At 42.9% G+C, this 23,409-nt stretch carries 21 protein-coding genes; 12 read left to right on the top strand and 9 right to left on the bottom strand.

The features are described from left to right. Positions 1 to 59 precede the first annotated feature (59 nt). Together ACFSJY_RS06840 and ACFSJY_RS06835 are read left to right on the top strand one after the other, a co-directional pair. Positions 60 to 1,643 (top strand): CsiV family protein, encoded by a 1,584-nt coding sequence (locus ACFSJY_RS06840; protein WP_386032545.1) that lies wholly within the window; start codon positions 60 to 62, stop codon positions 1,641 to 1,643. Continuing rightward, positions 1,636 to 1,929, top strand: a complete 294-nt coding sequence (locus ACFSJY_RS06835; protein WP_386032542.1) for a DUF1244 domain-containing protein — start codon at positions 1,636 to 1,638, stop codon at positions 1,927 to 1,929. The genes ACFSJY_RS06840 and ACFSJY_RS06835 overlap by 8 nt, the downstream gene beginning before the upstream one ends. Before the next feature lie 68 nt (positions 1,930 to 1,997). On the opposite strand, the gene lepB is transcribed toward ACFSJY_RS06835, so the two are convergent. From lepB to rsuA, 3 genes are read right to left on the bottom strand one after another with little or no spacing between them, the layout of a single operon-like run. Beyond that, a complete protein-coding gene (gene lepB / locus ACFSJY_RS06830) occupies positions 1,998 to 2,648 on the bottom strand; it encodes a signal peptidase I (protein WP_386032539.1) in 651 nt (216 codons plus the stop codon). Between the two features lie 30 nt (positions 2,649 to 2,678). Beyond that, on the bottom strand, positions 2,679 to 3,020 hold the full coding sequence (locus tag ACFSJY_RS06825; RefSeq protein ID WP_386032537.1) for a 5-carboxymethyl-2-hydroxymuconate Delta-isomerase: 342 nt from the start codon (positions 3,018 to 3,020) through the stop codon (positions 2,679 to 2,681). Positions 3,021 to 3,047: 27 nt separating this feature from the next. After that, positions 3,048 to 3,740, bottom strand: a complete 693-nt coding sequence (rsuA, locus tag ACFSJY_RS06820; protein ID WP_386032535.1) for a 16S rRNA pseudouridine(516) synthase RsuA — start codon at positions 3,738 to 3,740, stop codon at positions 3,048 to 3,050. 341 nt (positions 3,741 to 4,081) lie between these two features. On the opposite strand from rsuA, the gene ACFSJY_RS06815 reads away from it, so the two are divergent. The 5 genes from ACFSJY_RS06815 to ACFSJY_RS06795 all read left to right on the top strand — a co-directional run bounded on the left by ACFSJY_RS06815 (position 4,082) and on the right by ACFSJY_RS06795 (position 9,187). Then, on the top strand, positions 4,082 to 7,144 hold the full coding sequence (locus ACFSJY_RS06815) for a S8 family serine peptidase (protein WP_386032533.1): 3,063 nt from the start codon (positions 4,082 to 4,084) through the stop codon (positions 7,142 to 7,144). 54 nt (positions 7,145 to 7,198) lie between these two features. Further along, positions 7,199 to 7,735 carry a PEP-CTERM sorting domain-containing protein gene (locus tag ACFSJY_RS06810; RefSeq protein WP_386032531.1) on the top strand — a complete coding sequence of 179 codons (537 nt, stop codon included), beginning with the start codon at positions 7,199 to 7,201 and terminating at the stop codon, positions 7,733 to 7,735. A gap of 180 nt (positions 7,736 to 7,915) precedes the next feature. Next, complete coding sequence (locus ACFSJY_RS06805) at positions 7,916 to 8,377, top strand: hypothetical protein (RefSeq protein WP_386032528.1); 462 nt, start codon at positions 7,916 to 7,918, stop codon at positions 8,375 to 8,377. A 53-nt stretch (positions 8,378 to 8,430) separates the two neighbouring features. After that, on the top strand, positions 8,431 to 8,595 hold the full coding sequence (locus ACFSJY_RS06800) for a helix-turn-helix transcriptional regulator (protein WP_386032716.1): 165 nt from the start codon (positions 8,431 to 8,433) through the stop codon (positions 8,593 to 8,595). Then, a complete protein-coding gene (locus ACFSJY_RS06795) occupies positions 8,588 to 9,187 on the top strand; it encodes a uracil-DNA glycosylase family protein (RefSeq protein ID WP_386032525.1) in 600 nt (199 codons plus the stop codon). Before ACFSJY_RS06800 ends, ACFSJY_RS06795 begins: the two co-directional genes overlap by 8 nt. Positions 9,188 to 9,207: 20 nt before the next feature. On the opposite strand, the gene ACFSJY_RS06790 is transcribed toward ACFSJY_RS06795, so the two are convergent. Together ACFSJY_RS06790 and ACFSJY_RS06785 are read right to left on the bottom strand one after the other, a co-directional pair. Next, positions 9,208 to 10,041, bottom strand: a complete 834-nt coding sequence (locus tag ACFSJY_RS06790) for an ion transporter (protein ID WP_386032714.1) — start codon at positions 10,039 to 10,041, stop codon at positions 9,208 to 9,210. 4 nt (positions 10,042 to 10,045) lie between these two features. Further along, the gene (locus ACFSJY_RS06785) at positions 10,046 to 10,687 is read right to left on the bottom strand and encodes an MBL fold metallo-hydrolase (protein ID WP_386032712.1); all 642 of its coding nucleotides are present in this window, start codon (positions 10,685 to 10,687) and stop codon (positions 10,046 to 10,048) included. Positions 10,688 to 10,873: 186 nt separating this feature from the next. On the opposite strand from ACFSJY_RS06785, the gene ACFSJY_RS06780 reads away from it, so the two are divergent. Further along, positions 10,874 to 12,205 carry a sodium-dependent transporter gene (locus tag ACFSJY_RS06780; protein WP_386032710.1) on the top strand — a complete coding sequence of 444 codons (1,332 nt, stop codon included), beginning with the start codon at positions 10,874 to 10,876 and terminating at the stop codon, positions 12,203 to 12,205. Positions 12,206 to 12,308: 103 nt separating this feature from the next. On the opposite strand, the gene ACFSJY_RS06775 is transcribed toward ACFSJY_RS06780, so the two are convergent. Further along, complete coding sequence (locus ACFSJY_RS06775; protein WP_386032522.1) at positions 12,309 to 13,526, bottom strand: GGDEF domain-containing protein; 1,218 nt, start codon at positions 13,524 to 13,526, stop codon at positions 12,309 to 12,311. A 102-nt stretch (positions 13,527 to 13,628) separates the two neighbouring features. Between ACFSJY_RS06775 and ACFSJY_RS06770 the strand changes: the two genes are divergently transcribed. After that, positions 13,629 to 14,714 (top strand): GGDEF domain-containing protein, encoded by a 1,086-nt coding sequence (locus ACFSJY_RS06770; RefSeq protein WP_386032520.1) that lies wholly within the window; start codon positions 13,629 to 13,631, stop codon positions 14,712 to 14,714. 43 nt (positions 14,715 to 14,757) lie between these two features. Here the strand turns inward: ACFSJY_RS06770 and ACFSJY_RS06765 are convergent, their stop codons facing one another. The 3 genes from ACFSJY_RS06765 to ACFSJY_RS06755 all read right to left on the bottom strand — a co-directional run bounded on the left by ACFSJY_RS06765 (position 14,758) and on the right by ACFSJY_RS06755 (position 19,699). Further along, positions 14,758 to 16,023, bottom strand: coding sequence for a DNA recombination protein RmuC (locus ACFSJY_RS06765; protein WP_386032518.1), 1,266 nt, complete (start codon positions 16,021 to 16,023; stop codon positions 14,758 to 14,760). Between the two features lie 106 nt (positions 16,024 to 16,129). Next, a complete protein-coding gene (locus tag ACFSJY_RS06760) occupies positions 16,130 to 17,971 on the bottom strand; it encodes an SLC13 family permease (protein ID WP_386032516.1) in 1,842 nt (613 codons plus the stop codon). Positions 17,972 to 18,178: 207 nt separating this feature from the next. Beyond that, positions 18,179 to 19,699, bottom strand: coding sequence for a fumarate hydratase (locus ACFSJY_RS06755; protein ID WP_386032514.1), 1,521 nt, complete (start codon positions 19,697 to 19,699; stop codon positions 18,179 to 18,181). A gap of 188 nt (positions 19,700 to 19,887) precedes the next feature. On the opposite strand from ACFSJY_RS06755, the gene pabB reads away from it, so the two are divergent. From pabB to ACFSJY_RS06740, 3 genes are all read left to right on the top strand, one after another. Continuing rightward, positions 19,888 to 21,291, top strand: coding sequence for an aminodeoxychorismate synthase component I (pabB, locus tag ACFSJY_RS06750; protein ID WP_386032708.1), 1,404 nt, complete (start codon positions 19,888 to 19,890; stop codon positions 21,289 to 21,291). Continuing rightward, positions 21,284 to 21,856, top strand: a complete 573-nt coding sequence (locus ACFSJY_RS06745; RefSeq protein ID WP_386032512.1) for a CoA pyrophosphatase — start codon at positions 21,284 to 21,286, stop codon at positions 21,854 to 21,856. The genes pabB and ACFSJY_RS06745 overlap by 8 nt, the downstream gene beginning before the upstream one ends. A gap of 124 nt (positions 21,857 to 21,980) precedes the next feature. Further along, positions 21,981 to 23,357, top strand: a complete 1,377-nt coding sequence (locus ACFSJY_RS06740; RefSeq protein ID WP_386032509.1) for an L-serine ammonia-lyase — start codon at positions 21,981 to 21,983, stop codon at positions 23,355 to 23,357. Positions 23,358 to 23,409 lie beyond the last annotated feature (52 nt).

Raw genomic sequence — 23,409 nt, 5'->3', positions numbered from 1 at the left:
AGTTAATGACATAACTCACTGCTACGTTTAAGAAAAGATCGCCTAACTAAGAAATACATATGACTGTAAAACCGCTTAACATGCTTACCGCTGCAATTTCTTTATCACTTGCCACCAGTGCAGGTGCGGCTGTAGATAAACGTTGGTTTGAAACTGAAGTCATCTTATTTACACAGCTTGGCGACAAGGGGAAACTGCAAGAGGCTTTCACAGGTGACGGGGTGCTGTCCAACCATCCTAAAGTGATGGATTTGTTAACACCTTATTTGTATCCCGACGTAGCAAGTTTAACGTTACAACTCCCTTCATGTGATACCGGCGAGTATGAACAAAGTTACAGAGTAGCCACAGGCAAACTGCCTGCGCTATTTCCAACGTTATCACTTGAAGAAATTAGTCTACTTTCTTCTGACGAACAGGAAGATGGTGACGTTGAAATGGAAGGGCTCGAGCAACCGTTTCTCAACGCTGAGGCTTCCGCTGATGACGCTGAAACACAAGCACTGCTAGCTGCTACTCAACTAAACACAGCAGAAAGCACAAATGATGCTGAGCTAGACGTACAAGCTAATGAAAATTCAACAGACATTAGTGGGCTGTTAGAAAGCGAAACTATTGTTGAGGGCGAAGCCATTGTCGACAGGGAAACAAATGCAGACCAAGAAGTGCTGGTTGGCTTAACTGATGAAGAAGTTACGTTAATTGCCAAAGCTCAAACGCACTTTGTCACTGACCAAACGATTCGTTTAGAGACGTCAAATAAATTACTGTGCCAAGACATACCTGAAACGCCTGCAGAGTTTGTCCAATATGGTGAGCAACTCGCTGATTTTAATCAGTTTCCCATTGACGAGCTGCGAGGTGAGCTCAGCGACAGCGAGTTTGTCTATACAGACCAACCGTACCTTATCAATGAAGAGTCGCTTCAACTAAAAGATATTGCATTGCAATTAAAGCGCAGCAGAGACTTTCGACCAATGCTTCACTTCGGATGGCGTCAATCACTGGTAAACAGGCGTAAGCCAAGTCGAGAGCCTGCATTAAAAATAATTGCAGGAAAGCACTATCAGCAAACATACAAAGAGTATGTCGATAAGCTTAAAACGCGCAAAACGCTAGACTCGTTGAGAAAGCAGGACTTAGACACATTTGGCTTAGATGAAACACGTCAAACTAATGAAAATGGTTTGCTTATCGTCAATACTGAGCCTACTCCTCTTGAGACACGTTTGAACAACATTTATCAAAAGCTTAGCAATAATGACTTTTCGTTCAATACGACACTTTCAGAGCTAGATGATCCTGCATTGGCAGTGTTAGACGAGGACAGTGATGAAGGCTTGATGATAGATTTACCCATAACGCCAAATCAAGATTGGGAACTTGAAGGCTACTTTCGTCTTCATTTGAATCATTATTTGCATATTACCGCAGACTTTAACGTTGCGGTACCAACGAAAGATGCTGACCCCATTGAGGCATTCCAGTATCAGCTAATTCCTTTCAGTCAGCACAAGCGGGTTATCAGTAAAGAGGTTCATTACTTCGATCATCCGTATATGGGTATGATCGTGCAGATTCGACGATACACCAAGCCTGAACCAGACGTAGAAGAAATAACAGAAGAGAATAACAATGGATAAAGAGACTGAGATTCAAGCGGCTGTTTTTCGCCGTTTACTAGCCCACCTTGATAGTCGTAAAGATGTTCAAAATATTGATCTGATGATACTGGCCGGCTTTTGCCGCAATTGCTTTTCCAAGTGGACGGTAGCAGAAGCGGAAAAACTTGGGGTTGATATTGATATCGAAACAGCGCGAGAAAGCGTTTATGGTATGCCTTATAGTGAATGGAAAGATAAGCATCAACTGCCTGCGACAGACGAGCAAATGGCAAAGTTCAATGCACTTAACGACAAGAAGAAATGATCTTCTAAATGAATACGAAAAAAGGCTGCTAGTGCAGCCTTTTTCTTTTTATGTATAAGAACCATTGTCTAGTTATCTAAAGCCATAAAAAATCTTGAAGCACGTGGTAAAAAGTAATTATCGTAATCTAACGAAAACGCAACACTTTCACTTTTCCCGACAATCTCATTTCTAGGCACAAAGCCAATAAATCTTGAATCTGCACTGTTATTGCGGTTGTCGCCAAGCACTAAATAATGGTCGTCAGGTACAACTACCGGCTGGAAACTTGAAAAGCTATCATCACTTGTCGTCCGTACTTTATGTCGATGGCTACCATGCGCCTCGATGTAGTCTGTTGCCCCATTTTCGTAGTGCACGACTTCATAATTTAACGCTTTACCATTAACGAACAAAATGTTGCTTTTCATTGAAACGGTATCACCCGGTACACCAATAACGCGCTTGACGAGCCTTTTGTCTGATACTTTGGAGTCGAAAATAACCACATCACCAAAACTTGGTTCAGCTCGTTTCACAAGAGAGGTATGTGTAAATGGAACACGAATATCATAAGCCATTTTATTGATAAAGATACGATCGCCTTCAACTATCGTTGGTTTCATAGAACCCGTTGGTACATCGTTCCAATCAGCAACCGCCGAACGAAATACGCTCATTAACATGATAAACAGTACAAAGGCTTTATTTTCTTTTAACCAATTGGCTACTTTTGACATTACACTTTCCTTATTTTGGCAAACGCTATGCTAACAAATATGTTTGCTATAACTTTCTCGTTCCATTTCTACGACTTCCACCGTAATCGAAAGTTCCTTAAGTGACATATTTTGTAACGCTTTCAGTAGCGTAGAGGAAAGATGCTGACGTTGCTCTATGGTTCTACCCGACAGTATTCGAGCAACGACATGGATAAAGCCCTTATCTGTTCCGCCGACAAATATATGCCCGTAGTCCAATGTTCTCGCCTTAATATGTGGCACTTCAAATAAAGCTGAATCCATGGCAGCATTAACAGTGGTTTCAATAAGTGTTTTAGTGTCTGTTTGCACTAATACATCGTTAGAATGTTCAATCACTAGATGAGGCATATGTAGTGTTCCTTATTGTGGCTAGACTTATTTAAATGCGTTAACTTCTGCTTCGGTAAGATAACGCCACTCACCTGGGTTTAACATTTCATCCAGCTCAATAATACCAATGCGTTCACGATGCAATGCTTCCACTTTATTGCCGATTGCGGCAAACATGCGTTTAACTTGATGGTACTTACCTTCAACGATGGTCAGTAAGGCTTCTTGCGGGGCAACAATTTCCAATTTAGCAGGACGGGTGAGCTGTTTTTCCCCATGCAGCTGAACTCCCTCCTTAAACTGGTCAATAGCTTTTTCTTCTAAAGGTTCTGCAAGCCAAACCCGATACGTTTTTTCACAGTGCTTTTTAGGTGAAATGACATTATGAGACCACTTGCCATCATCAGTAATCAAGACAAGCCCAGTAGTATCAGCGTCCAGCCGACCAGCAATATGCATCTCATAAACACGATCTATTTCAATAAAATGAAGAACAGATGGATACACTTCGTCGACATTTGAACAAATAGTATCTTCAGGCTTGTATAGCATGACATATCGCTGGCCTAGCAAGCTTAAAGAGCGCCCTTCCACTTCAACAACAGCACTTTCAGGCACTTTGTCAGCTCCATTTTTGGACACTGCGCCGTCTATCGTAACTTTCCCTGTTTTTAGTAATTTTTTGGCTTCACTCCGGGTCAGCTCTGTACTTTTGCACAAATATTTATCGATTCTCATTCCTGTCAACACTCATGTCGGGCTAATTTACATACAGTTAACAATTATTTAACGTATCATTTTCTTAACACGAAGTAGTATAACACCCTATTTTTTATACTAAAAAATTTAATTTCTGGCTGTTTTTAGAAAAATTTCAGATGTCATATTATTTTACAATTAAAGAAAATGCGCTAAACCGAGTGTTCAAGGTTTAGTCAGCTCGAACCTCCCTTAAAACGCCACCTTTACGTTTTATTTACATAGTTTTTACAATTTGGTTTATTTTTTGCTGACTACGGATGCACTACTTTGCAACGAATAAGCAAAGAGTCTCAATAAAAATAAACAAAGGAAACATAATGAAATATAGCAAAATCAAGTATGCTAGTTTTCTTATGGCAGCTGGTTTGGTTGCAGCAAACGCTACTGCAGCTCCACAACCACATAGAAACGTGTCATTAGCAGAAAATTCCCCACAACCTACTGTTTCAAAGGGTGTTTACATCATCCAAATGAAAGATCAAACCGCTATCCAGCGTTCTGTTGATCTGAGAAATGTTCCTGAGAGAATGTTGGCAAAAGCAGGTGCTAACTACAATCCAAACAGTTCAGAAAACCAAAGCTATGTTGCGCAATTAAAATCGAAGCAACATGCAGTTATTGCCTCTAGCAGCCTACCAGCTCCTATCTACACTTATGGTCACACATTTAACGGCTTTACAGTAAAAATTTCTGAACAGCAAGCCGAAGTGCTGAGAAATCATCCAGACGTGCTTAACGTTTGGAAAGACGAATTTATGCCACTAACAACGGCTAACACGCCTGAGTTCATGGAGCTAACTACCCCAGGTGGTTTACATGATACTGGTGCATTGGGTGAAGATGTTATTGTTGGTATCGTAGATACAGGTATCAATCCAACTCACCCAAGCTTTGACGGTACTGACTACGCGCCTATGCCTGAAGGCAGCTGGAACGGCGAATGTGCTGTTGATACCGACGTTGCATTTGAGTGTAACAACAAACTTATTGGCGCTCGTTATTTTAACGCGGGTGCAAAAGCTGCTGGCACATTAGCTGGTTACGAAGTCGAGTCACCGCGAGATGTTGACGGTCACGGCTCTCACGTAGCTGGTACAGCAGCAGGTAATGTACTAGAAAGTGCAATGATTAATGGCCAAGACGCGGGCGAAACCCGTGGTATGGCACCTCGTGCTCGCGTAGCTGCATACAAAGCATGTTGGGATTTCTCAGACCGCGATCCTGGTTGTTTCGGTACAGATACAATGGCTGCTATTGAAGCAGCTGTTGAAGATGGCGTAGATGTAATCAACTACTCTATCGGTGGCAGCTTAACAAGCCTACTTACTGGTCCTTCATTCGCATTTTTGAACGCGACTAACGCTGGTGTATTTGTTGCAACATCTGCAGGTAACAGTGGTCCTAGTGCGGGTACTGTAGGTATGCCTGTTCCATGGGTAACAAACGTTGCTGCATCAACATATGATGGTCAAACACCAGCACAAGGCATTTCAGTAACCACTGGTGCTATGGCGGGTTCTACTTTGCTAGCAAACGAAGCTGCATTTACACCAACGCTTGCCTCAACAGGCCCTGTTTCTGCTGAACTTGCCGTTACAATTGATGATGTAGCCTGTGCTCCATTAAGCAACCCAGCTGATGTTGCGGGTAAGATCGCACTAATTAGCCGTGGTGGCTGTGCATTCACAACAAAAGTAGAGAATGCTCAAAACGCTGGCGCAATTGCGGCTGTCGTTTACAACAACCTTCCGGGCGCAGGTCCATTCCCTATGGGTGGTACACCAGCAAACCCAATTACTATACCAGCGGTTATGATTGGTAACGACGACGGTGTTGCAATTGCAGCTGAAATTAACGGTGGTGGCTCTGTATCTGTGACATTATCAGACACGATTACAGCTACTGCGACAGAAGTCGGTAACATCATGGCTGACTTCAGTTCACGTGGTCCAAGCTTAGCAGTTGCTGATCTGATGGTACCTGATATCACTGCACCGGGTGTTAAAATTCTTGCAGCATCACCAGTGGCAGAAGAGTTTGCTTACTTGCAAGGTACTTCTATGGCAAGCCCACATATTGCGGGTATTGCAGCACTTGTGATTGAACAGAATCCAGGTTGGTCTCCAGCTGCTGTTCGCTCTGCAATCATGACAACAGCGCGTCAAAACGTTGTTAAAGAAGATGGTGTAACACCAGCGGATCCATTTGATTTTGGTGCGGGTCACGTTGTACCAAATGCGGCAGTTAACCCTGGCATTGTATATGAAGCAGGCCTTGCAGATTACGTTGGCTTCATCTGTGGTAAAGAAGACGAAGTTGCTGTTGTTGAGAGTATCTACGGTGCTGGCATTTGTGCTTCATTAGCTGATGGCGGCTACCCTTCAGGTACAAACTACAACCACCCATCTATTACGGCATCTGAGCTAGGCTTCCCTGAAGCAGCTGTACGTATTGTGACTGATGTATCAGGCGCAGACTCTACATACACTGCAACTATTGAAGCTCCGGCAGGCATTGACGTAACACTTAACGTTTGGAACGGCTCTAGCTTTGAACCAGCATCAACCATGAATGTTACTGCTGGCGGCATTGGTGCATACCAACTAGTGCTTTCGCAAAATGCTTCAGTAGTTCTAGATGATTGGGTGTTCGGTTCAATTACATGGACAAACGGTACGCACACAGTGCGCAGCCCTATCGCTGTGTTACCTGTTATACCGCCTAAAGCTAACTACGTTGAATCAGTGATTGATGCGCCAACGTCTGACAGACATCGCATGACACTACCAGTTGAGTTTAACTACAACGGCAGTTTCTTTGCTGAAGCGGTTGGCATGACTGCTGGCATCAAACAACCAAATGTTGTTTCACAAGACCCAGATTCAAGCTTCAGCTTTAATGAGCCTGGCTTAGGTCTTCACTTCTTCGAATCATTTGAAGGTACAAGAGCACTTCGCTTTAGCTTGAGAACTGATGAGCTTCCTAACCCAAGTGCAGATATCGACTTGTTTGTATACGGTTGTGATGCTGAAGACGGTTGTAGCCTAGTAGGTCAATCTACAAATGGCAGCTCTGACGAAGATGTGATGTTAATGAACCCAGCGCCGTTAAACGGTTCTGATTTCTACTTAGCATTTGTTCACGGTTGGTCGTTAGCAGGTGACGAAACAATGGCATATAACCTAAATATCCACGCTGTAAATGGCAACGAAGGTAATATGTTGGTTCGCACTCGTCCGATTGCTCGCGCCGGCTTTAACTCAAACATCTACCTATACTTCAAAGATTTACTAGAGGGTGAAACCTATCTTGGTGGTGTAGTGTTGACAGATGATTCTGGCGAAGAGATTGGCTTTACGCTAGTTGAACTAAACAGATAATAATAAAAACGCGCTACGTTAATGCGTAGCGCAATTTGTATTTTGGAGTATGACATGAAGAAGTTAACACAATTAATCACGGCAGCTGTATTTACACTTTTTGCAGCAGTAAGCCAAGCAACAATAATGCAAGACATCATTATTGAAAATGCGGTAAACGACCCGTTTAATACTGACAATGCCTTTGGTATTGCAGATGGTTTCTCTGGCGTTGTTGGTAGTATTTCTTACAACCCTGGAAACGTGGACGCATTTGGTACAGTAACAGCAGCAGATGATGAATTCTTTTCATTCTCAATCACATTAGGCTCAGTAACATTCGATATCACTGATGACCTAGCTTACCCGCTATTCCCACTTGCTGAATTAAACGATCCAGCACAATTACTAAGTGGTATTGGCTTCTTAGATGCTGAAATGTACAACGGTTTTAACGGTTTCTTAACTGCATTCGGTATCTTTGACGCTGTTGATGAGTTTGGTAACTTTTTATCTGGTGACATCCGATTTGGTACACCAGTTCCAGAGCCATCAATTGCTGCATTAATGCTAGCGGCTTTAGTTGCATTTCGTGTGCGTAAAAAATCATAAGCCCGTAAACATCAAGTTTTAGAAAAAGAGCCGATTGCGGCTCTTTTTTTTGCCTAAAAATTAGTAACCACGGATAAAAGCATAAAAAAACATACACGATGACAAAAATATTTGACACACCGTAAAAGTATAACTAAATTAACTTTATGTCTAAAATATTTAACATCAAGGATTATGTTTATGTCATTTAAAATGAAGCTTTCCGTAGCCAACATCTTCACCAACGTATTTGTGCTTTATTACTATATAAGTTCGGTAATGGGTGCAGATAGCAGGCAAACTATGAACTTAGCCTCGCTTGTTGAGCTGATGGGCGTAGCGATTATTATTTGTGGTGTAGTATTCGCTATTTTTACAGGTATTATCGCAGCGATAAATCATAGAGATGCCGCTAGAGGAGATGATGAGCGAGACAAACTTATATCGTTGCATGGAGACAAAGCCGGCTATTTAACCTTTGTTCTTTTCATTGTCGTCGCCCTTATTTGGGTGTGGAATGGTACACTGTCAGAACGTCCTTTTGCGATCAATTCGGCATCTCTAGAATTGAACTTCCTACATTTTACCTTGATAGGTTTTTTGGTTTCAGACGTTATCAAACACGCCAGACAAGTGTGGTTATATCAGCGAGGAACAATGTAGTGGCTAAATCTATTCATAACAATATTAGACGCTTACGATTTGATAAAGAGGAAATGACCCAACAGGCACTTGCAGATGCGGTTAATGTCTCTCGGCAAACCATCGTTGCTATAGAGAAAAACAAGTACTCGCCATCGCTCGAAGTTGCTTTTAAGATTGCTGATGTGTTCGGTACCTCGCTCGATAACGTATTCACTTATCGAGAGCCCGATGTCTAAACAATCATTTGATACGTTGGTAAGTGAAATTAAACAATGTTCACTTTGTGCAGCAAGTTTGCCGCTAACGCCACGCCCAATTTTTCAAGTCAGCAAAGCCTCTAAAGTACTTATAGCCGGTCAGGCACCAGGCCTTGTCACACATGATAAAGGACGTCCATTCGACGACAAAAGTGGTCAGCGATTGCGAAAATGGTTAGGTATTGACGAAACGACATTTTACTCTGCAGAGAGCTTAGCTTTGGTACCTATGGGATTTTGTTATCCTGGCAAGGGAAAGTCTGGCGACTTGCCTCCCATTCCGCTTTGCGCAGATACTTGGCGCCAGCCTTTGATGTCGCATTTATCACAGATAAAGCTCACCGTACTTGTTGGTCAATATGCCTATCAGTGGCATAAAAAAGCGCTAATATCTTGCGCGATGACGTTAACGGACGCGACCAAACACCAACCCTTTCTTGACGAGCATCAAATCATTGTATTGCCTCACCCAAGCCCACGTAACAATTTATGGCTAAAGAAAAACCCGTGGTTCGAGCAAGATACTTTACCTATACTCAAACAACGGGTTGCTGATGCTTTACTACGTTAGTAAAGCTGCAATCTAGGTCATTAAGGTTTTTGAGACTGTTGAATGAGTGCTTTCAGCTCTGCGATCTCTTCTTGCAGAGCTTCAATTTGGGCGCGGCTTGCTGGCTCCCCGCCCTCTTTGGACTCTCCGTGAGATTGCGCACGAAAGTTTTCATGCTCTTCACTCATTACTTCTAAAATTGTACCCACCATCATATTTAGGAAGATAAACGCCGTTAAGAAAATAAAGGTGAGATAGTAAATCCAACTTATAGGATAAACAGCCATCGTCTCGTACATAACATCCGTCCAGTCTTCAAATGTGGCGACACGGAAAAGTGTCAGCATCGAAATTGACACATCGCCCCACAAGACCTCGTTGATCTCTTTAAAAATAATACTGCCAATCGCAGCATAAATATAAAAGATCACGAACATCAATAACGCAATATAACCCATCCGTGGAATGGCTTTTATGAGCGCATTAATCAGCAAACGCAGTTCTGGCACCATAGATACTAAACGCAGCACTCGGAATACGCGCAACAAACGGGCAATCAATACACCCGAACCACCTGCTGGTATCAGAGAACCAATCACGATGACTAAGTCGAATATGTTCCAGCCACTTTTAAAAAACTCAGCTTTATTCCGATAAGCCAAAAAGCGAATTGTAATTTCAACGACAAAGAATATAGTGACTGCAACATCTAAAATAGCGAGTACAACAATCGCTTCGGCAGGCAAATTATGGGTTTTTGCCCCAACCAATAATGCAGATAAAATAATGACCGCAATCACGCTTCCTTGGAACCACTTACTAGAGTCGATCTCTTTTAGGCGTCGCTGCATACGAAAAACAAATGTATTCTTCATCAGACTAATGCGCTCCGTCACCAACAAATGGATTGCTGCGTCGTTCATCACCGAACGTGCTCATTGGCCCATGACCCGGTATAAAACGAATATCATCACCCAAAGGGAACAAGTTCTCACGAATAGAACTTATCAACGTTGCATGGTCACCACGAGGAAAGTCTGTACGACCAATAGAACCTTTGAATAAAACGTCCCCTACTTGAGCAAGTTTTGTTTGGTGATCAATAAACACTACATGGCCTGGCGTATGTCCGGGGCAGAAGTATACATCTAGTTCAACATTGCCAAAATGAACCTTGTCTCCTTGGTTTAACCAACGGTCAGTTTCAAATGCTTCTGCGTTTGCAAATCCAAAGCGCTCTTTTTGCATGGGAATTAAGTCAATCCAAAATTGATCTTCCTCATGCGGCCCCTCTACCGACACACCATAGTGCTCTGATAGTGCTTTGGTGGCGCCAGCATGATCGATATGGGCATGTGTCAGCAATACCTTTTCCATGGTTAAACCTTTACTATCAATAAAGGCGATCACTTGCTCAATATCACCGCCGGGATCAACAACAGCGGCTTTTTGGGTTTCATCACACCAAAAAACAGTACAGTTTTGCTGGAACGGTGTGACAGGGATTATTTTGAACTGCAACATAAGGTGCTCTCTGTTGTCACATGAAAATTATTATGTGTGGATAATATGGGCTAATGACCGTGAATCCAATAGTTAGTAGCGCTTAAATCCCTATTTTTGTTAGCTTGAGCCAAAAATTGCTTCACTAAACAAGTGGGAATCGGTAAGCTCGCTTAAAGCAAAAATAACAACAATAGCGTCGAGATAGTTTTGGTAAGAGATTCATTCCATTCCCGCATTGGTTTTGTTCTAGCAGCCGCAGGCTCAGCAATTGGTTTAGGTAATATTTGGGGTTTCCCAACGAATGCAGCAAATAATGGCGGTGGTGCCTTTTTGTTTGTGTATCTGATAGTCACCTTATTGTTAGCATTGCCAGCACTTTATGCAGAAATTTATATTGGCAACCAAGCGCAGAAAAACCCAGTAAGTGCGTTAGGCGACGCATGTAAAGAGCGCATGCCCCGATTTGGTCGTTTTGCTGGTAAAGCCGGTTTATGCGGCGCAATTATGATGTTGAGCTTTTACACCATTGTGGCTGGCTGGATGCTTTCACACGCTCTGTCTGCCGTGTCACATTTGGCGGGCTTTGTTGATTTGTCCACATGGCTTGCCACTGACAGCACGATCCGAAACATTATCTTCACTCCTATTTTTATTGTCTTAGGTGCAGCTATTATTCATCAAGGTGTACATGCTGGTATTGAAAAATGGTCTGCGCGTTTGATGCCAATTTTATTGATGATGCTTATCGGTTTAATTGTTTATATTCTTCAGCAAGATGGCGCAATAGACGGATTGCGACAGTACCTTATTCCAGATTTTAGCCAAGTAACCAACCCTAAGCTGGTCATTTCGGCCATGGGACAAGCCTTCTTTTCTCTTTCTATTGGTGTTGGCGGTATGATGGTATATGGCTCATACATGCAAAAAGACAAAGATATTGGCAAGCTAGTCCTATCAATTGGCGCACTCGATACCTTCATTGCCTTCCTTGCTGGTTTATTAATCATTCCAGCTTTGTTCGTGGCACAAGCAGCAGGACAACAAGTGTTTGCTGGCGGCAACCTTATTGGCGAGGGACAATTAATATTCCAAATATTACCAGCGTTGTTTGAATCGATGGGCACTATAGGTTTAATAGTGGCGACGGGCTTTTTCTCGCTACTTTCTATCGCGGCGCTTACTTCTACTATCTCTTCAACAGAAGTACCTGTGTCCTATTTAGTCGAAGAAAAAGACATGTCGAGGCGAAACGCAACGTGGCTCATTTCAGGTATCGTGCTAACGGCAAGTATGGTGCTAGTCGCATTTTTCGACGTGTTATTTGGTGTTGTTATCCAAGTACTAACAACCATTATGCAACCACTTAGCTGTTTGTTTTATTTCTTGGTTGTGGGCTGGATATGGAATCGTGGTAATAAACTAAACGACAAAGCTCGCTGGGAAAAAGATACGAAACTTAAGCTTTGGGGGAATTACCTCCGTTTCGTTTGCCCGGTATTGCTAACGGTAGTGTTTGTCAATGTAGCGTTTTAATGTCGAAATCGCTCAATAAAAAAGCCTGGTTTTACCAGGCTTTTTTATCGCTTATCTCCACAGCTCAGCTCACCAACAAAAGGAAGCCTTAAAACTTCATACATTACTGGCTTACGTTGTTTCGCCCTTTCTTTTTAGCCCGGTACAGCGCTTGGTCTGCCACTTTCATAACTTGATCAAAACTTTGCTTACTTTGCCTTGCTGATACACCGATAGATACAGTAACACTCACCGTTTTCTGACTTGCTTTGTTTTGCTTGTTTCGCGAAGCTTTTGTTGTTCTAACCGGCTGTCGAATAACCATCTTATAGTTGGCTATTCTTTCACGCAGCTGCTCTAGTTGATTCAATGTTTGTTCTGCATTTTTTCTGGGAAAAACAATAGTGAATTCCTCACCTCCGTAGCGAAAGACCTTCCCCCCACCACTCACTTTTCTCATTTGCGCGGCAACAAGTTTAAGTACTTGGTCGCCTATATCATGGCCATAAGTGTCATTAAATTTCTTAAAATGATCCACATCCAGCATGGCGACAGTGTACTTTCGGCCAAGAGATAAGGCTAAATTTGTCAATGCACGACGACTGGGTAGACCTGTTAATTCATCCCGATACGCCAAAAAGTAAGATTCAGCCAACATAAACACGACAAGCAACGTTACCAATAAAAAGTAAACAACGTCAGAGGCTAACGGGATTATTTTTTGTTTATCTAGTAATAAAACAACGGCGGTTAATAAGAGCGCACTGTGTATTAATGCTCCGCGCTTCAATGACACAACTAAAAGCGTAATGCAGGTAAATGCAGGTATTAGCCAAATTTGAACATTCGTTTGCATTTCTTCCGCTAGCTGAAAAAAGACTGGTGGTTTTGAATATGCCGATAGTTGCCCTGGTAACAACTCGTTCGCAAGTGCTAAGACGCCCATAAGTGAAAAAGTCATTAGTCTATGCAACGTATGAACCGAGAATACACCTCGCTCCTTCATAAAGGCGAGTGAACATATAACCAATAACGCAGTATTTAATGGCCAATTACCCGTCAATTGGTGGTCGTTAGGTAACCAACCATTAAGCGTATTGTAAACTGCCACTTCGGACAACAATGGCAACGTAAAAAGTGCCATCAACAAATAACCGTAACGTGTTTGATTAAATTGAATAGAAAACAAAAAACCAGCAAAAATAGCTAGGATAGTGCCTGTTTCGATAAAGTGGGCCCAGGATCGCCAACTTGATGAAAATTCAATACATGCACCAAACAATGTAAGTAATACTAAGGTATGAACGCCTAAGTGTTTGATGTTATTTAAATAGTTACTCAAGCGAAAACCTCTAACTTATATCGCAAAAATAAAACTCGTTATTCATCTGTATCTTCGGTTAAAATGGTTAAAAAGTCGCACATAAGTTATTAAAAACGCAGTATGCAACTTAACCAGCTATTCTCTCTCGGTACAGAGCACCTCCCATTCAGCAGTGCAAACAAAGTTCGCACCATGAATATTATTGGCCTGATAACAACAGTTATCTCGGGACTGTACACGCTTAACTATGTTTTTGTATTCCAGCATTATTTAGTTGCCGGATTAAATTTTTTATTCACGTTAGCGTACGCCGCCACCTTAGTTTTTAATGCTTATGGTGCTAATCGTGGCAGTAAAATATGGTTCTTTAGTGTACTTATGCTGCACCTCGTTGTCTGCACCAATTTGTATGTCACTAATGCCTCCGGCTTCCATTTATACTATTACCTCGTGCCTACAGGTGCGTTTCTTTTATTCGAACTTAAGGAAAAGAAGGAAAAAATATCCTTAAGTTTGATTGCCGTTGCATTATATTTCTATTGTGAAAATACACTTAACACGAGCCCGCTAATCGACTTGAGTGCCGAGATGAATCACCTGATTTATCAATCAGTGATGTTGGTCAATATGCTCGAAGTTATTCTCGTTCTGATTATTTTTGTTAACGAAATTGAAGCCAACGAGACCCAGCTAAGGCGCCAAGCGACTACCGACTCCCTGACCGGCATTGCCAATCGTCACTCATTTTTTGCCGAGGGTAATACCTTACTATCACGTGCAACAGTAGAAAATAGACCACTTACCGTACTTATTTTTGACCTAGATTACTTTAAGCGCATTAACGACTTGTATGGACATGCTGCTGGCGATCTATGCCTAACAGAAGTGGCTAGCGTTATTAACAGACACCGTCGCCCGCAAGACTTTTTTGCCCGTATTGGTGGCGAGGAATTCGCATTGATAATGCCAGAAACAACAGCACCAGAAGCATTAAACCTTGCTGAAGCAATGCGTATATCCATAGAACAGCACCCTATTCCAATCATTGGTAAACACGACTTCAACTGCACAGCCAGTTTCGGTATTGCCAGCAAAATGACGAATAGCGACTCTTTAAAAGAGCTGCTAGTGCATGCGGACAAGGCGCTCTATCTTGCAAAAGAATTAGGCCGAAACCGCGTTCAAAGCTATCAGAAAAGTGCCTAACATTATTTAGGCACTATTTTTCCTCACCACTAAAACTTCCGCTTTAAGACAACTCGAGAAGTTCATCCTTTTCTTCTTTAAGCTCAACCTTTTCAATCTTCTCAAACCGTTGGCTGATTTTTGATGCTGACGTATGAATCTGTTTAACATCAGTCGCGGCTTGATCTATGTGACGAGCAAGATTTGTAAAACGCCCTTGGAAGCGATCAAAGTCTTTCGCCAATTCAGCCAAATGTTGCTGAATAATATGAACCTGACTCCGGGTGGCTTCATCTTTTAGTACCGCTCGTGCTGTCGTCAGTATTGCCATTAACGTGGTTGGTGACGCTAACCAAACACGCTGTTGGTTAGCGATCGTGACTAAGTCGCTATGGTGCGCATGTATTTCTGCGAAAACCGCCTCTGCGGGAATAAACATGACGGCACCATCGGCAGTTTCATTTTCTATGAGGTACTTGCTCGCGATGTCAGAAATATGCTTTTTGATGTCTTGCTTGAACTGTTTTTCTGCTTGCTTGCGAAGTATTGCATCCTGTTCAGGATCTACCATGATTTGATAGCTCTCCAACGGAAACTTAGAATCTATCACCACGTTACCGGTCGGTTTAGGCAAAAATAACATGCAATCTGCCACCTTGCCGTTAGATAAAGTGTGTTGAAGCGAAAACTGGCTTTCCGGCAGAACATTGCGGATAAGGCTGTTGAGTTGCACCTCACCAAATGCGCCACGAGAGCGTTTATCAGCAAGCACTTCTTGCAAACTGACTACGTTAGTCGATAGCTCGGTAATTTTCTTTTGTGCATCATCTATCAACGCTAACCTTTTCAGGATATCAGTAAACGTTTGTGTTGTTTTTTCAAAGCCTTCAGATAGACGCTTTTCAACCTGTCCACTAATATCCTGCAAACGCTTATCAGTCGACTCAGTAAGCGATGCCATATTTTTGGTCAGTGCCGTTGCGAGCTCTTCCCGATTGTCTTTTGCATGTCTTGCCAATGTTTGATGGATTGTGTCGAAGGACTTTATTTGCTGCTCACTGGTTTGCTGATGAAAATCAGCTTGCTGTCTCATGAGGTGAAGACGCAGACTAGATAACTGTTTATCTGTACTTAATTGAATTTCTACCGGTAGCTTTTGAATCAACGGTAAAAGTTGATCCATTTGCGCTTGAGTAGTGTGCTGCTGAAGCATCGCTTTATTGAGTTGGCTACGCTGCTTTAGGGCAAATAATATGAGAAAGCAGCAACTCACTGCGCAGAAAAGTGTTAGCCAAACACTGAAGTCCCATTGTTGAACGTTAGCCAGCATAATGAACCTAGTTTTTGTATTTTGAGTATCTTAGCTAGCTTTACATAATGTGTAAATATACAGTTGTTCTTTATACATCTTATCTGCTCTGGATTTCAGAAGAGATCTAGCTAAGGTAAACCCAAGTCAACGTCATCGAAAGCGTAACCCACATCAGTATAATTAACGGAATACCTACTTTAACGAAATCGCCAAATTGATAGCCACCAGCATTCATGACCAACAAGTTAGTTTTATAGGCCATCGGCGTGGCATAGCTTAAATTAGCGCCAAATAGCACTGCTAAAACAAAAGGCTCAGCGGGCGCCCCCAGTTGTTGTGCCACAGATATCGCAATCGGCGTACCAATAACGGCTGCTGCATTGTTCGACACAACATTCGTTAAAATTGCGAGCAATAGCATCAAAGCCGCTAGAACCCCTCCTACAGGCAATGACGATGATAGTGCAACAAATGCCTCGGCAAGATACTGTGCCGCCCCTGTGCCGACCATTGCTGAACCTAAAGCGAGTGAGGCTGCTACGATTAAAATAACTTGCGTGCTAAGCGCCGCCGCCACTTCTTGCCAGTTAAGACACTTCGACGCTAGTAATACCAATACACCACAAACAGAACTAATGACAATGGGCAGGATGTCTAGCACAGGCATTAGAACAACACCAAAAATAACGCCCATTGCAATTGGTGCTTTGGCGGTTTGAAGCACTTTTGATGCGCCATCCACAACTAATATGCCTTGCTGTGTTTTTAACTCTTCGATCTGTTCTGCTTCACCCTGAACAAGCAGGATATCTCCGACACGCAATGGTACAGTTCCGATACTACGGCGAGTAATCTCCATGGGCTTACCCTCACGGTGCAGTGCTACCGCAGAAATACCGTACTCTGAGCCAAAATTAGCACTTTTCAATGTTCTGCCAATCAACCCTGAACCCAAAATAACAACGATTTCAGCAAGTACCTGCGTTCCTGCTTCAAGTGGATGCTCTTCATCGACCTTGTGTTTGCCTGAGTGCAATGTTGCTTTTAAAACCGTTTCAAACTCCTTTAATCTATCAGGATAATCTTTAACGTGAAGTCGATCGTTTTCTTTGATAACAGTATCAGGCAGCGGCACCAGCTTGTGAAAATCTTTACCTCGTTGGACGCTCTCGATACGCATCATGCCGTCTGTTAACTTAATCGCATCGGAAATTGTCTGTCCAATCAATTGTGAGTTTTCTCCTATGTGTAAATAAGCGCTGAAAAGTCGAGGCGAGGTGTCCGGCATAGTGGCTTCGCGCTGCGGTAGTATGCGCGGTGCAATTAACCATAAATAAAGTACAGCAACCACTGCAGCAATCATAACAATAGGGGCGAAATCGAACATGCCAAACCGCTCTACGCCCATTTCCGCTGCTACACTGACCACTAGCAGATTCGTAGAGGTACCAATAGTGGTAAACATGCCCCCAACAAGCGTAGCAAGCCCCATCGGTAATAGCATGCCACTGACATTAGATTGAGTCCTAATAGCAACGCTAATTAATATCGGCAATAGCAAAACAACAATAGGCGTGTTGTTAACAAAAGCACTAAGCGCACCTGCAATGATCAAGGTACAAAGTAAAGAGAATGATGGGCTGATTTTCCAAAGCCTAGATAAGCTTCGCCCGATAGGCTCTAAAGCGCCCGTTCGGACAATGGCTTGGCCAATAATCATTAATGCGCATACAGTCACCAGCGCCTCATGGCCAAAACCATGAAAAAAGGAAACGGGCTCTAAAAGCCCCTCGCCTTCACCAAAAGGAAACAAAGCAAAGAACACGGTAAGTACAGCAATTACGGCTAGGGAGGAGGTCTCTAACGCTATGTCTTCACGTTTAAACAAGTACAAGGCAGCACATGTAAGCAACAAGACAAACAAGGCATGCATGTTTGGTAACGACGGAAAACTCTCAATCAGCACTTTACTTCCCTAAGAAAAGCTTGTTGTTATTTCAACAATTTAGCAGCTTTTTGAAAACTTGTATGAATTTTTATGGCTTGATCTGAAAACTGCCATGACTCGAATCAAATGCGGTAAAGCATGTAATGGAATCGGGTAATCAAGCGCGCAGTGAACAATAGAAACAAAAAACGCCCTGTCGGGCGTTTTTCTAATAGAAGAGATTGATTAGCTCAATGCTTCGTCTAACTCTTCAATTTTAGCCTGCCAAATAGCAGGGCCTGTGACATGAGCTGACTCACCAGTACTGTCAACGGCAACCGTTACCGGCATGTCTTCTACTTCAAATTCATAGATAGCTTCCATACCTAAGTCTTCAAATGCCACTACTTTTGCTTTCTTAATAGCCTTTGAAACAAGATACGCAGCGCCACCAACGGCCATTAAATAAACAGACTTATGTTGTTTGATACTCTCAACAGTCGCAGGACCACGTTCTGCTTTACCAATAGAACCAATTAAGCCCGTTTCAGAAAGCATTAAGTCAGTAAACTTATCCATACGTGTTGCTGTCGTAGGGCCTGCTGGACCAACCGCTTCATCACCAATAGCATCTACAGGCCCAACGTAGTAGATGAATTTGTCAGTCAAATCTACTGGAAGCTCTTCACCATTAGCAATCATTTCTTGCATACGCTTATGCGCAGCATCACGGCCGGTGTATATTTTACCGCTTAGCAAAACAGTTTCGCCCGTTTTCCACTCTGCCACGTCTGCCTTCTTTAACTCATCAACATTAACGCGGCGAACATTTTCCCCCACTTCCCAGGTAATTTCTGGCCAATCTTCTAGTTTAGGTGGCTGTAAATCTGCTGGACCCGAGCCGTCTAAGTGGAAATGAACATGACGTGTCGCTGCACAGTTAGGAATCATCACGACTGGCTTAGACGCCGCATGAGTAGGCGCTGTATTAATCTTAACATCTACAACGGTAGTCAAACCGCCCAGACCTTGTGCGCCAATACCTAATTTATTAACGCGTTCGTAAATTTCAAGACGCAGTTCTTCTTCAGCATTTTCAGGGCCACGGTCAAGCAACTCTTGAATATCTACCGGTTCCATCAAGCTTTCTTTCGCTAATACACCCGCTTTTTCAGCTGTACCACCAATACCTATACCTAACATCCCTGGTGGACACCAACCAGCCCCCATTTTAGGTAACGTTTCAACTACCCAATCAGCAATATTGTCTGAAGGGTTTAGCATCACTGACTTGGTTTTGTTCTCGCTACCACCGCCTTTTGCAGCAATGTGCACTTCAATCTCATTGCCTGGCACCATGTCAATGTAAACAACTGACGGAGTATTGTCTTTGGTGTTCTTTCTAGTGCCTGCTGGGTCTGCAACAATTGACGCTCGAAGTGGGTTGTCTGGGTTCATATATGCTCGACGTGTCCCCTCATCCACCATCTGTTGAACCGTCATGTCTGTATTGTCCCACTGAACCGCCATACCGACTTTCACAAAGCATGTTACGATGCCGGTGTCTTGGCAGATTGGGCGCTTGCCGTGCGCTGACATACGAGAATTGATCAGAATTTGCGCCAACGCATCTTTAGCCGCCTGGCTTTCTTCTTTGTGATATGCCTTTTCAATTGCTTGGACAAAATCTAGAGGGTGGTAATAAGAAATGTATTGCAACGCGTCGGCAATACTTTCAATGAAATCTTGCTGTTTGATGATAGCCATAATCGTCTCTTGCTCTCTTAGAGATGTTATTGATTAACAATCAGATATTGAAAGTTAAATTTTTGCCGATATGATACCCTGCTTAACCGTTAGCTGCCAATCAATTATCGTGATGGCAGCAATTGAAAATCTTGTTCATCACCACTGATTACAGGTGTCCATTGCCAAGCTCTAACTCCTCTGCTTCTTTGCTGATAAAACGACTTGAGTCGCTCGATAGCTATAAGCCGCTAAACGTATTTGAACCATTCTCTGGTTTACCCTGGAGCATTTGGCTGGATTCTTCCGACAGTGTGCACCCGAATGCTAAATTCGACATTATTGCTTGGCAACCTGTTGCATGTATAGAAACGACAGGACGACACACGACAGTAAGTACAAAATCTTCAGGGTGGGCACATCTAAACCAAACAAGTGATGATGATCCGTTAGCTGTTCTGAAAAGCATAGAAAGGGACATTTTCCAAAAGCATCCACTATCCTCATCAGAACTACCTTTTAATGGCGGAGCTATCGGCTATTTCAGTTATGATTTAGGTCGCCGTTTCGAAAAGCTTCCTGTGCTAGCTGAGAATGATATTTCCATGCCAGAAATGGCTGTTGGCATCTATCTGAACGCCCTGCTGTTTGATAATGATTTACAGCAATGGTGGTTGATTGCACCAGAAAATGAATGGAATGATATAGCAGCAAACCTCGATGTGATTGATGTGCCAGATGTAAGCGCAGGCCCAGATGATTTAACTCCCTTCGCACTAACGTCCCAATGGCACGCAAACATGAACGAAGCAGCTTACGCTAATAAATTTGCACAAGTGCAAGAGTACCTGCGCTCTGGCGATTGTTATCAAATAAATCTCGCCCAGCGATTTAGCGCAAGCTATAAAGGTGACGAATTTGACGCCTATAAAACGCTACGCGAGGCAAACAAAGCCCCGTTTTCTGCCTTCATGCGTTTCGACCAAACATCGGTGCTTAGCATTTCGCCAGAGCGTTTTATGTGGTTAAGTGACGGAAAAGTGCAAACAAAGCCAATTAAAGGGACATTGCCACGTGGTATTGACAAAGAGACCGATCAGGCGAATGCAGAGCAACTGTCAGCGTCGACGAAAGATCGCGCCGAAAATCTAATGATTGTTGATTTACTACGCAACGACATTAGCCGAGTATGCGTTTCTGGAACAGTAAACGTGCCAAAACTATTTGATATCGAAAGCTTCCCCGCAGTGCATCACTTGGTGAGCACCGTTGAGGGGAAACTAAAAGATGGGCTTGATGGTACAGATTTAATTAGAGCTTCGTTTCCTGGAGGCTCTATTACTGGTGCGCCTAAAATACGTGCCATGGAGATTATTGAAGAGCTCGAGCCCCATCGAAGAAACCTTTATTGTGGCTCAATAGGTTACCTTTCAGCTTGTGGCAACATGGATACCAGCATCACTATTCGCACGTTGATATGCCAAGAAAATAAAATACATTGTTGGGCTGGTGGCGGGCTTGTCGCAGACTCAAAAGTCTCTAGTGAATACCAAGAAACTTTTGATAAAGTAGGTAAAATACTTCCAACTTTGCAAAAGAAAAGTGATGAATAAAGCGCAGTTTCTCAATCGTTTTCATTTATTTCCGTTAGCGCCATCACAACATAAATTCAAATTCGCTGACCGCGTAAAAGCAGCGGCTGTTCTTATTCCTCTCGTCGAAACTGAGCGAGGCTTAGATATTGTCTTTACCCGAAGAGCGGATCACCTTAAGCATCACCCTGGGCAAATTAGCTTTCCCGGCGGTAAAGTTGAAAAGCAAGATGCAAATTACGTTGAGACGGCACTGAGAGAAGCTCACGAAGAAATTGCATTAAACCCAGAACAAGTTGATGTACTTGGTCAGCTTGAACCTTATCACACGATAACGGGTTACCAAGTGACTCCTATTATTGGACTGATCAGTGGTGAGCTAGCACTGCAAGCGGACGAGCAAGAAGTGGCAGAAATATTTACCGTTCCACTAAGCTTCTTTGTAGACCATCAAAACCATTTAAAAGTGTCTACCTTCCATAAAGGTAAAAAACATCACGTCTATTTTATGCCTTATAAGCATTACAATATTTGGGGTGCTACTGCTGCTATGTTGGCTGACCTTGTAGCGCACATCCATCATTAAGCCATTTTATTTATTTCTCCTATAATTGAAGTTATCTGTTTTTAACAATGAAAACTTTCAGGTAGAATGCCGAACATAATTTCAAAAATACTAGAAAGTACAATTATTAATTCAGGCTATCACCATGATTAGTGTATTTGATATGTTTTCAATTGGCATTGGTCCGTCCAGTTCTCACACGGTTGGCCCAATGCGTGCAGCAAAATTATTCGCTGAACACCTTGAAGAAAAAGGCTTATTAGCATCAGTCGATCGCGTAAACTGCGAGCTGTTTGGCTCTCTAGGGCAAACCGGTGTTGGCCATGGCACAGGAAAAGCCGTTATTTTGGGTTTAACTGGTGAAGCGCCAGAAACCATCCCTGTAGAGTCCATAGAAACGATCCTCGCATCTACAGTTGATAGTCAGCAAATCTCTTTGTTGGGCAAAAAGACGGTCGACTTCCCTAAGTCAAACGCGATTATCTATCACAGAAGAAAGACGCTACCTGCTCACGCTAATGCAATGACCATTTTTGCTTACAGCGGTGATGACATCATTTTTGAAGAAACCTACTACTCAATTGGTGGCGGTTTTATCGTTCAGGACTGCGATTTTGAAAAGGAAAAAGACAAAGCGCTATCTTTACATGCCAACATCGTTAGACCCCATGTTTTTTCTACTGCGGATGAGCTAATAAAAGAAGCCACAGAGAAAGGTTTAAGTATCAGTACGATAATGATGGACAACGAAAAGTGTCTGACTGATGAAAAAACAATCCGTGAAGGATTAGTCGCTATCTGGCGCGCAATGAAAGACAGTGTAGACCGAGGTATGCGCACCGAAGGTATTCTGCCTGGTGGCCTAAAAGTAAATAGACGTGCGCCAGCATTACACCGCTCACTCTCTGTAGAAAAGAATGTCGACCCGTTAAGTGCGATGGATTGGGTTAACCTATTTGCACTAGCGGTAAATGAGGAAAATGCAGCTGGTAGCCGCGTAGTTACTGCGCCTACTAACGGTGCTGCGGGTATTATTCCTGCCGTACTGTGCTACTACGATAAATTCATAAAACCAGTTGAAGACGAAGACTGTATCCGTTACCTACTAACAGCTGCGGCGATAGGTGTATTGTACAAAACCAATGCAACTATTTCAGGTGCAGAAGGTGGTTGCCAAGCCGAGGTAGGTGTGGCCTGTTCTATGGCTGCAGGCGCGCTGACCGAAATCATGGGAGGTTCGCCTAAGCAAGTGGAAAATGCCGCAGAGATTGGTATGGAGCATAACTTAGGCTTAACTTGTGATCCTGTAGGCGGGCTCGTACAGGTACCTTGTATCGAACGTAATGCCATGGGTGCTGTTAAGGCAATTAATGCTTCTCGTCTTGCATTGCGCGGTACAGGCACTCAAAAGGTATCGCTTGATAAGGTGATCAAAACTATGTGGGACACAGGGAATGATATGAAGACTAAATACAAAGAGACATCGCGAGGTGGCTTAGCTGTTAATATCATTGAGTGTTAGACAACCCCTTCAACCGCAACATTGACTATGAAAACCAAAAAAGAGGCTAAAA

The organism is Thalassotalea euphylliae (assembly GCF_042682785.1).
GTDB lineage: Bacteria > Pseudomonadota > Gammaproteobacteria > Enterobacterales > Alteromonadaceae > Thalassotalea_F > Thalassotalea_F euphylliae.
The sequence above is the reverse complement of the archived record's forward strand: the minus strand, read 5'-3'. Positions and strand labels throughout refer to the sequence as shown.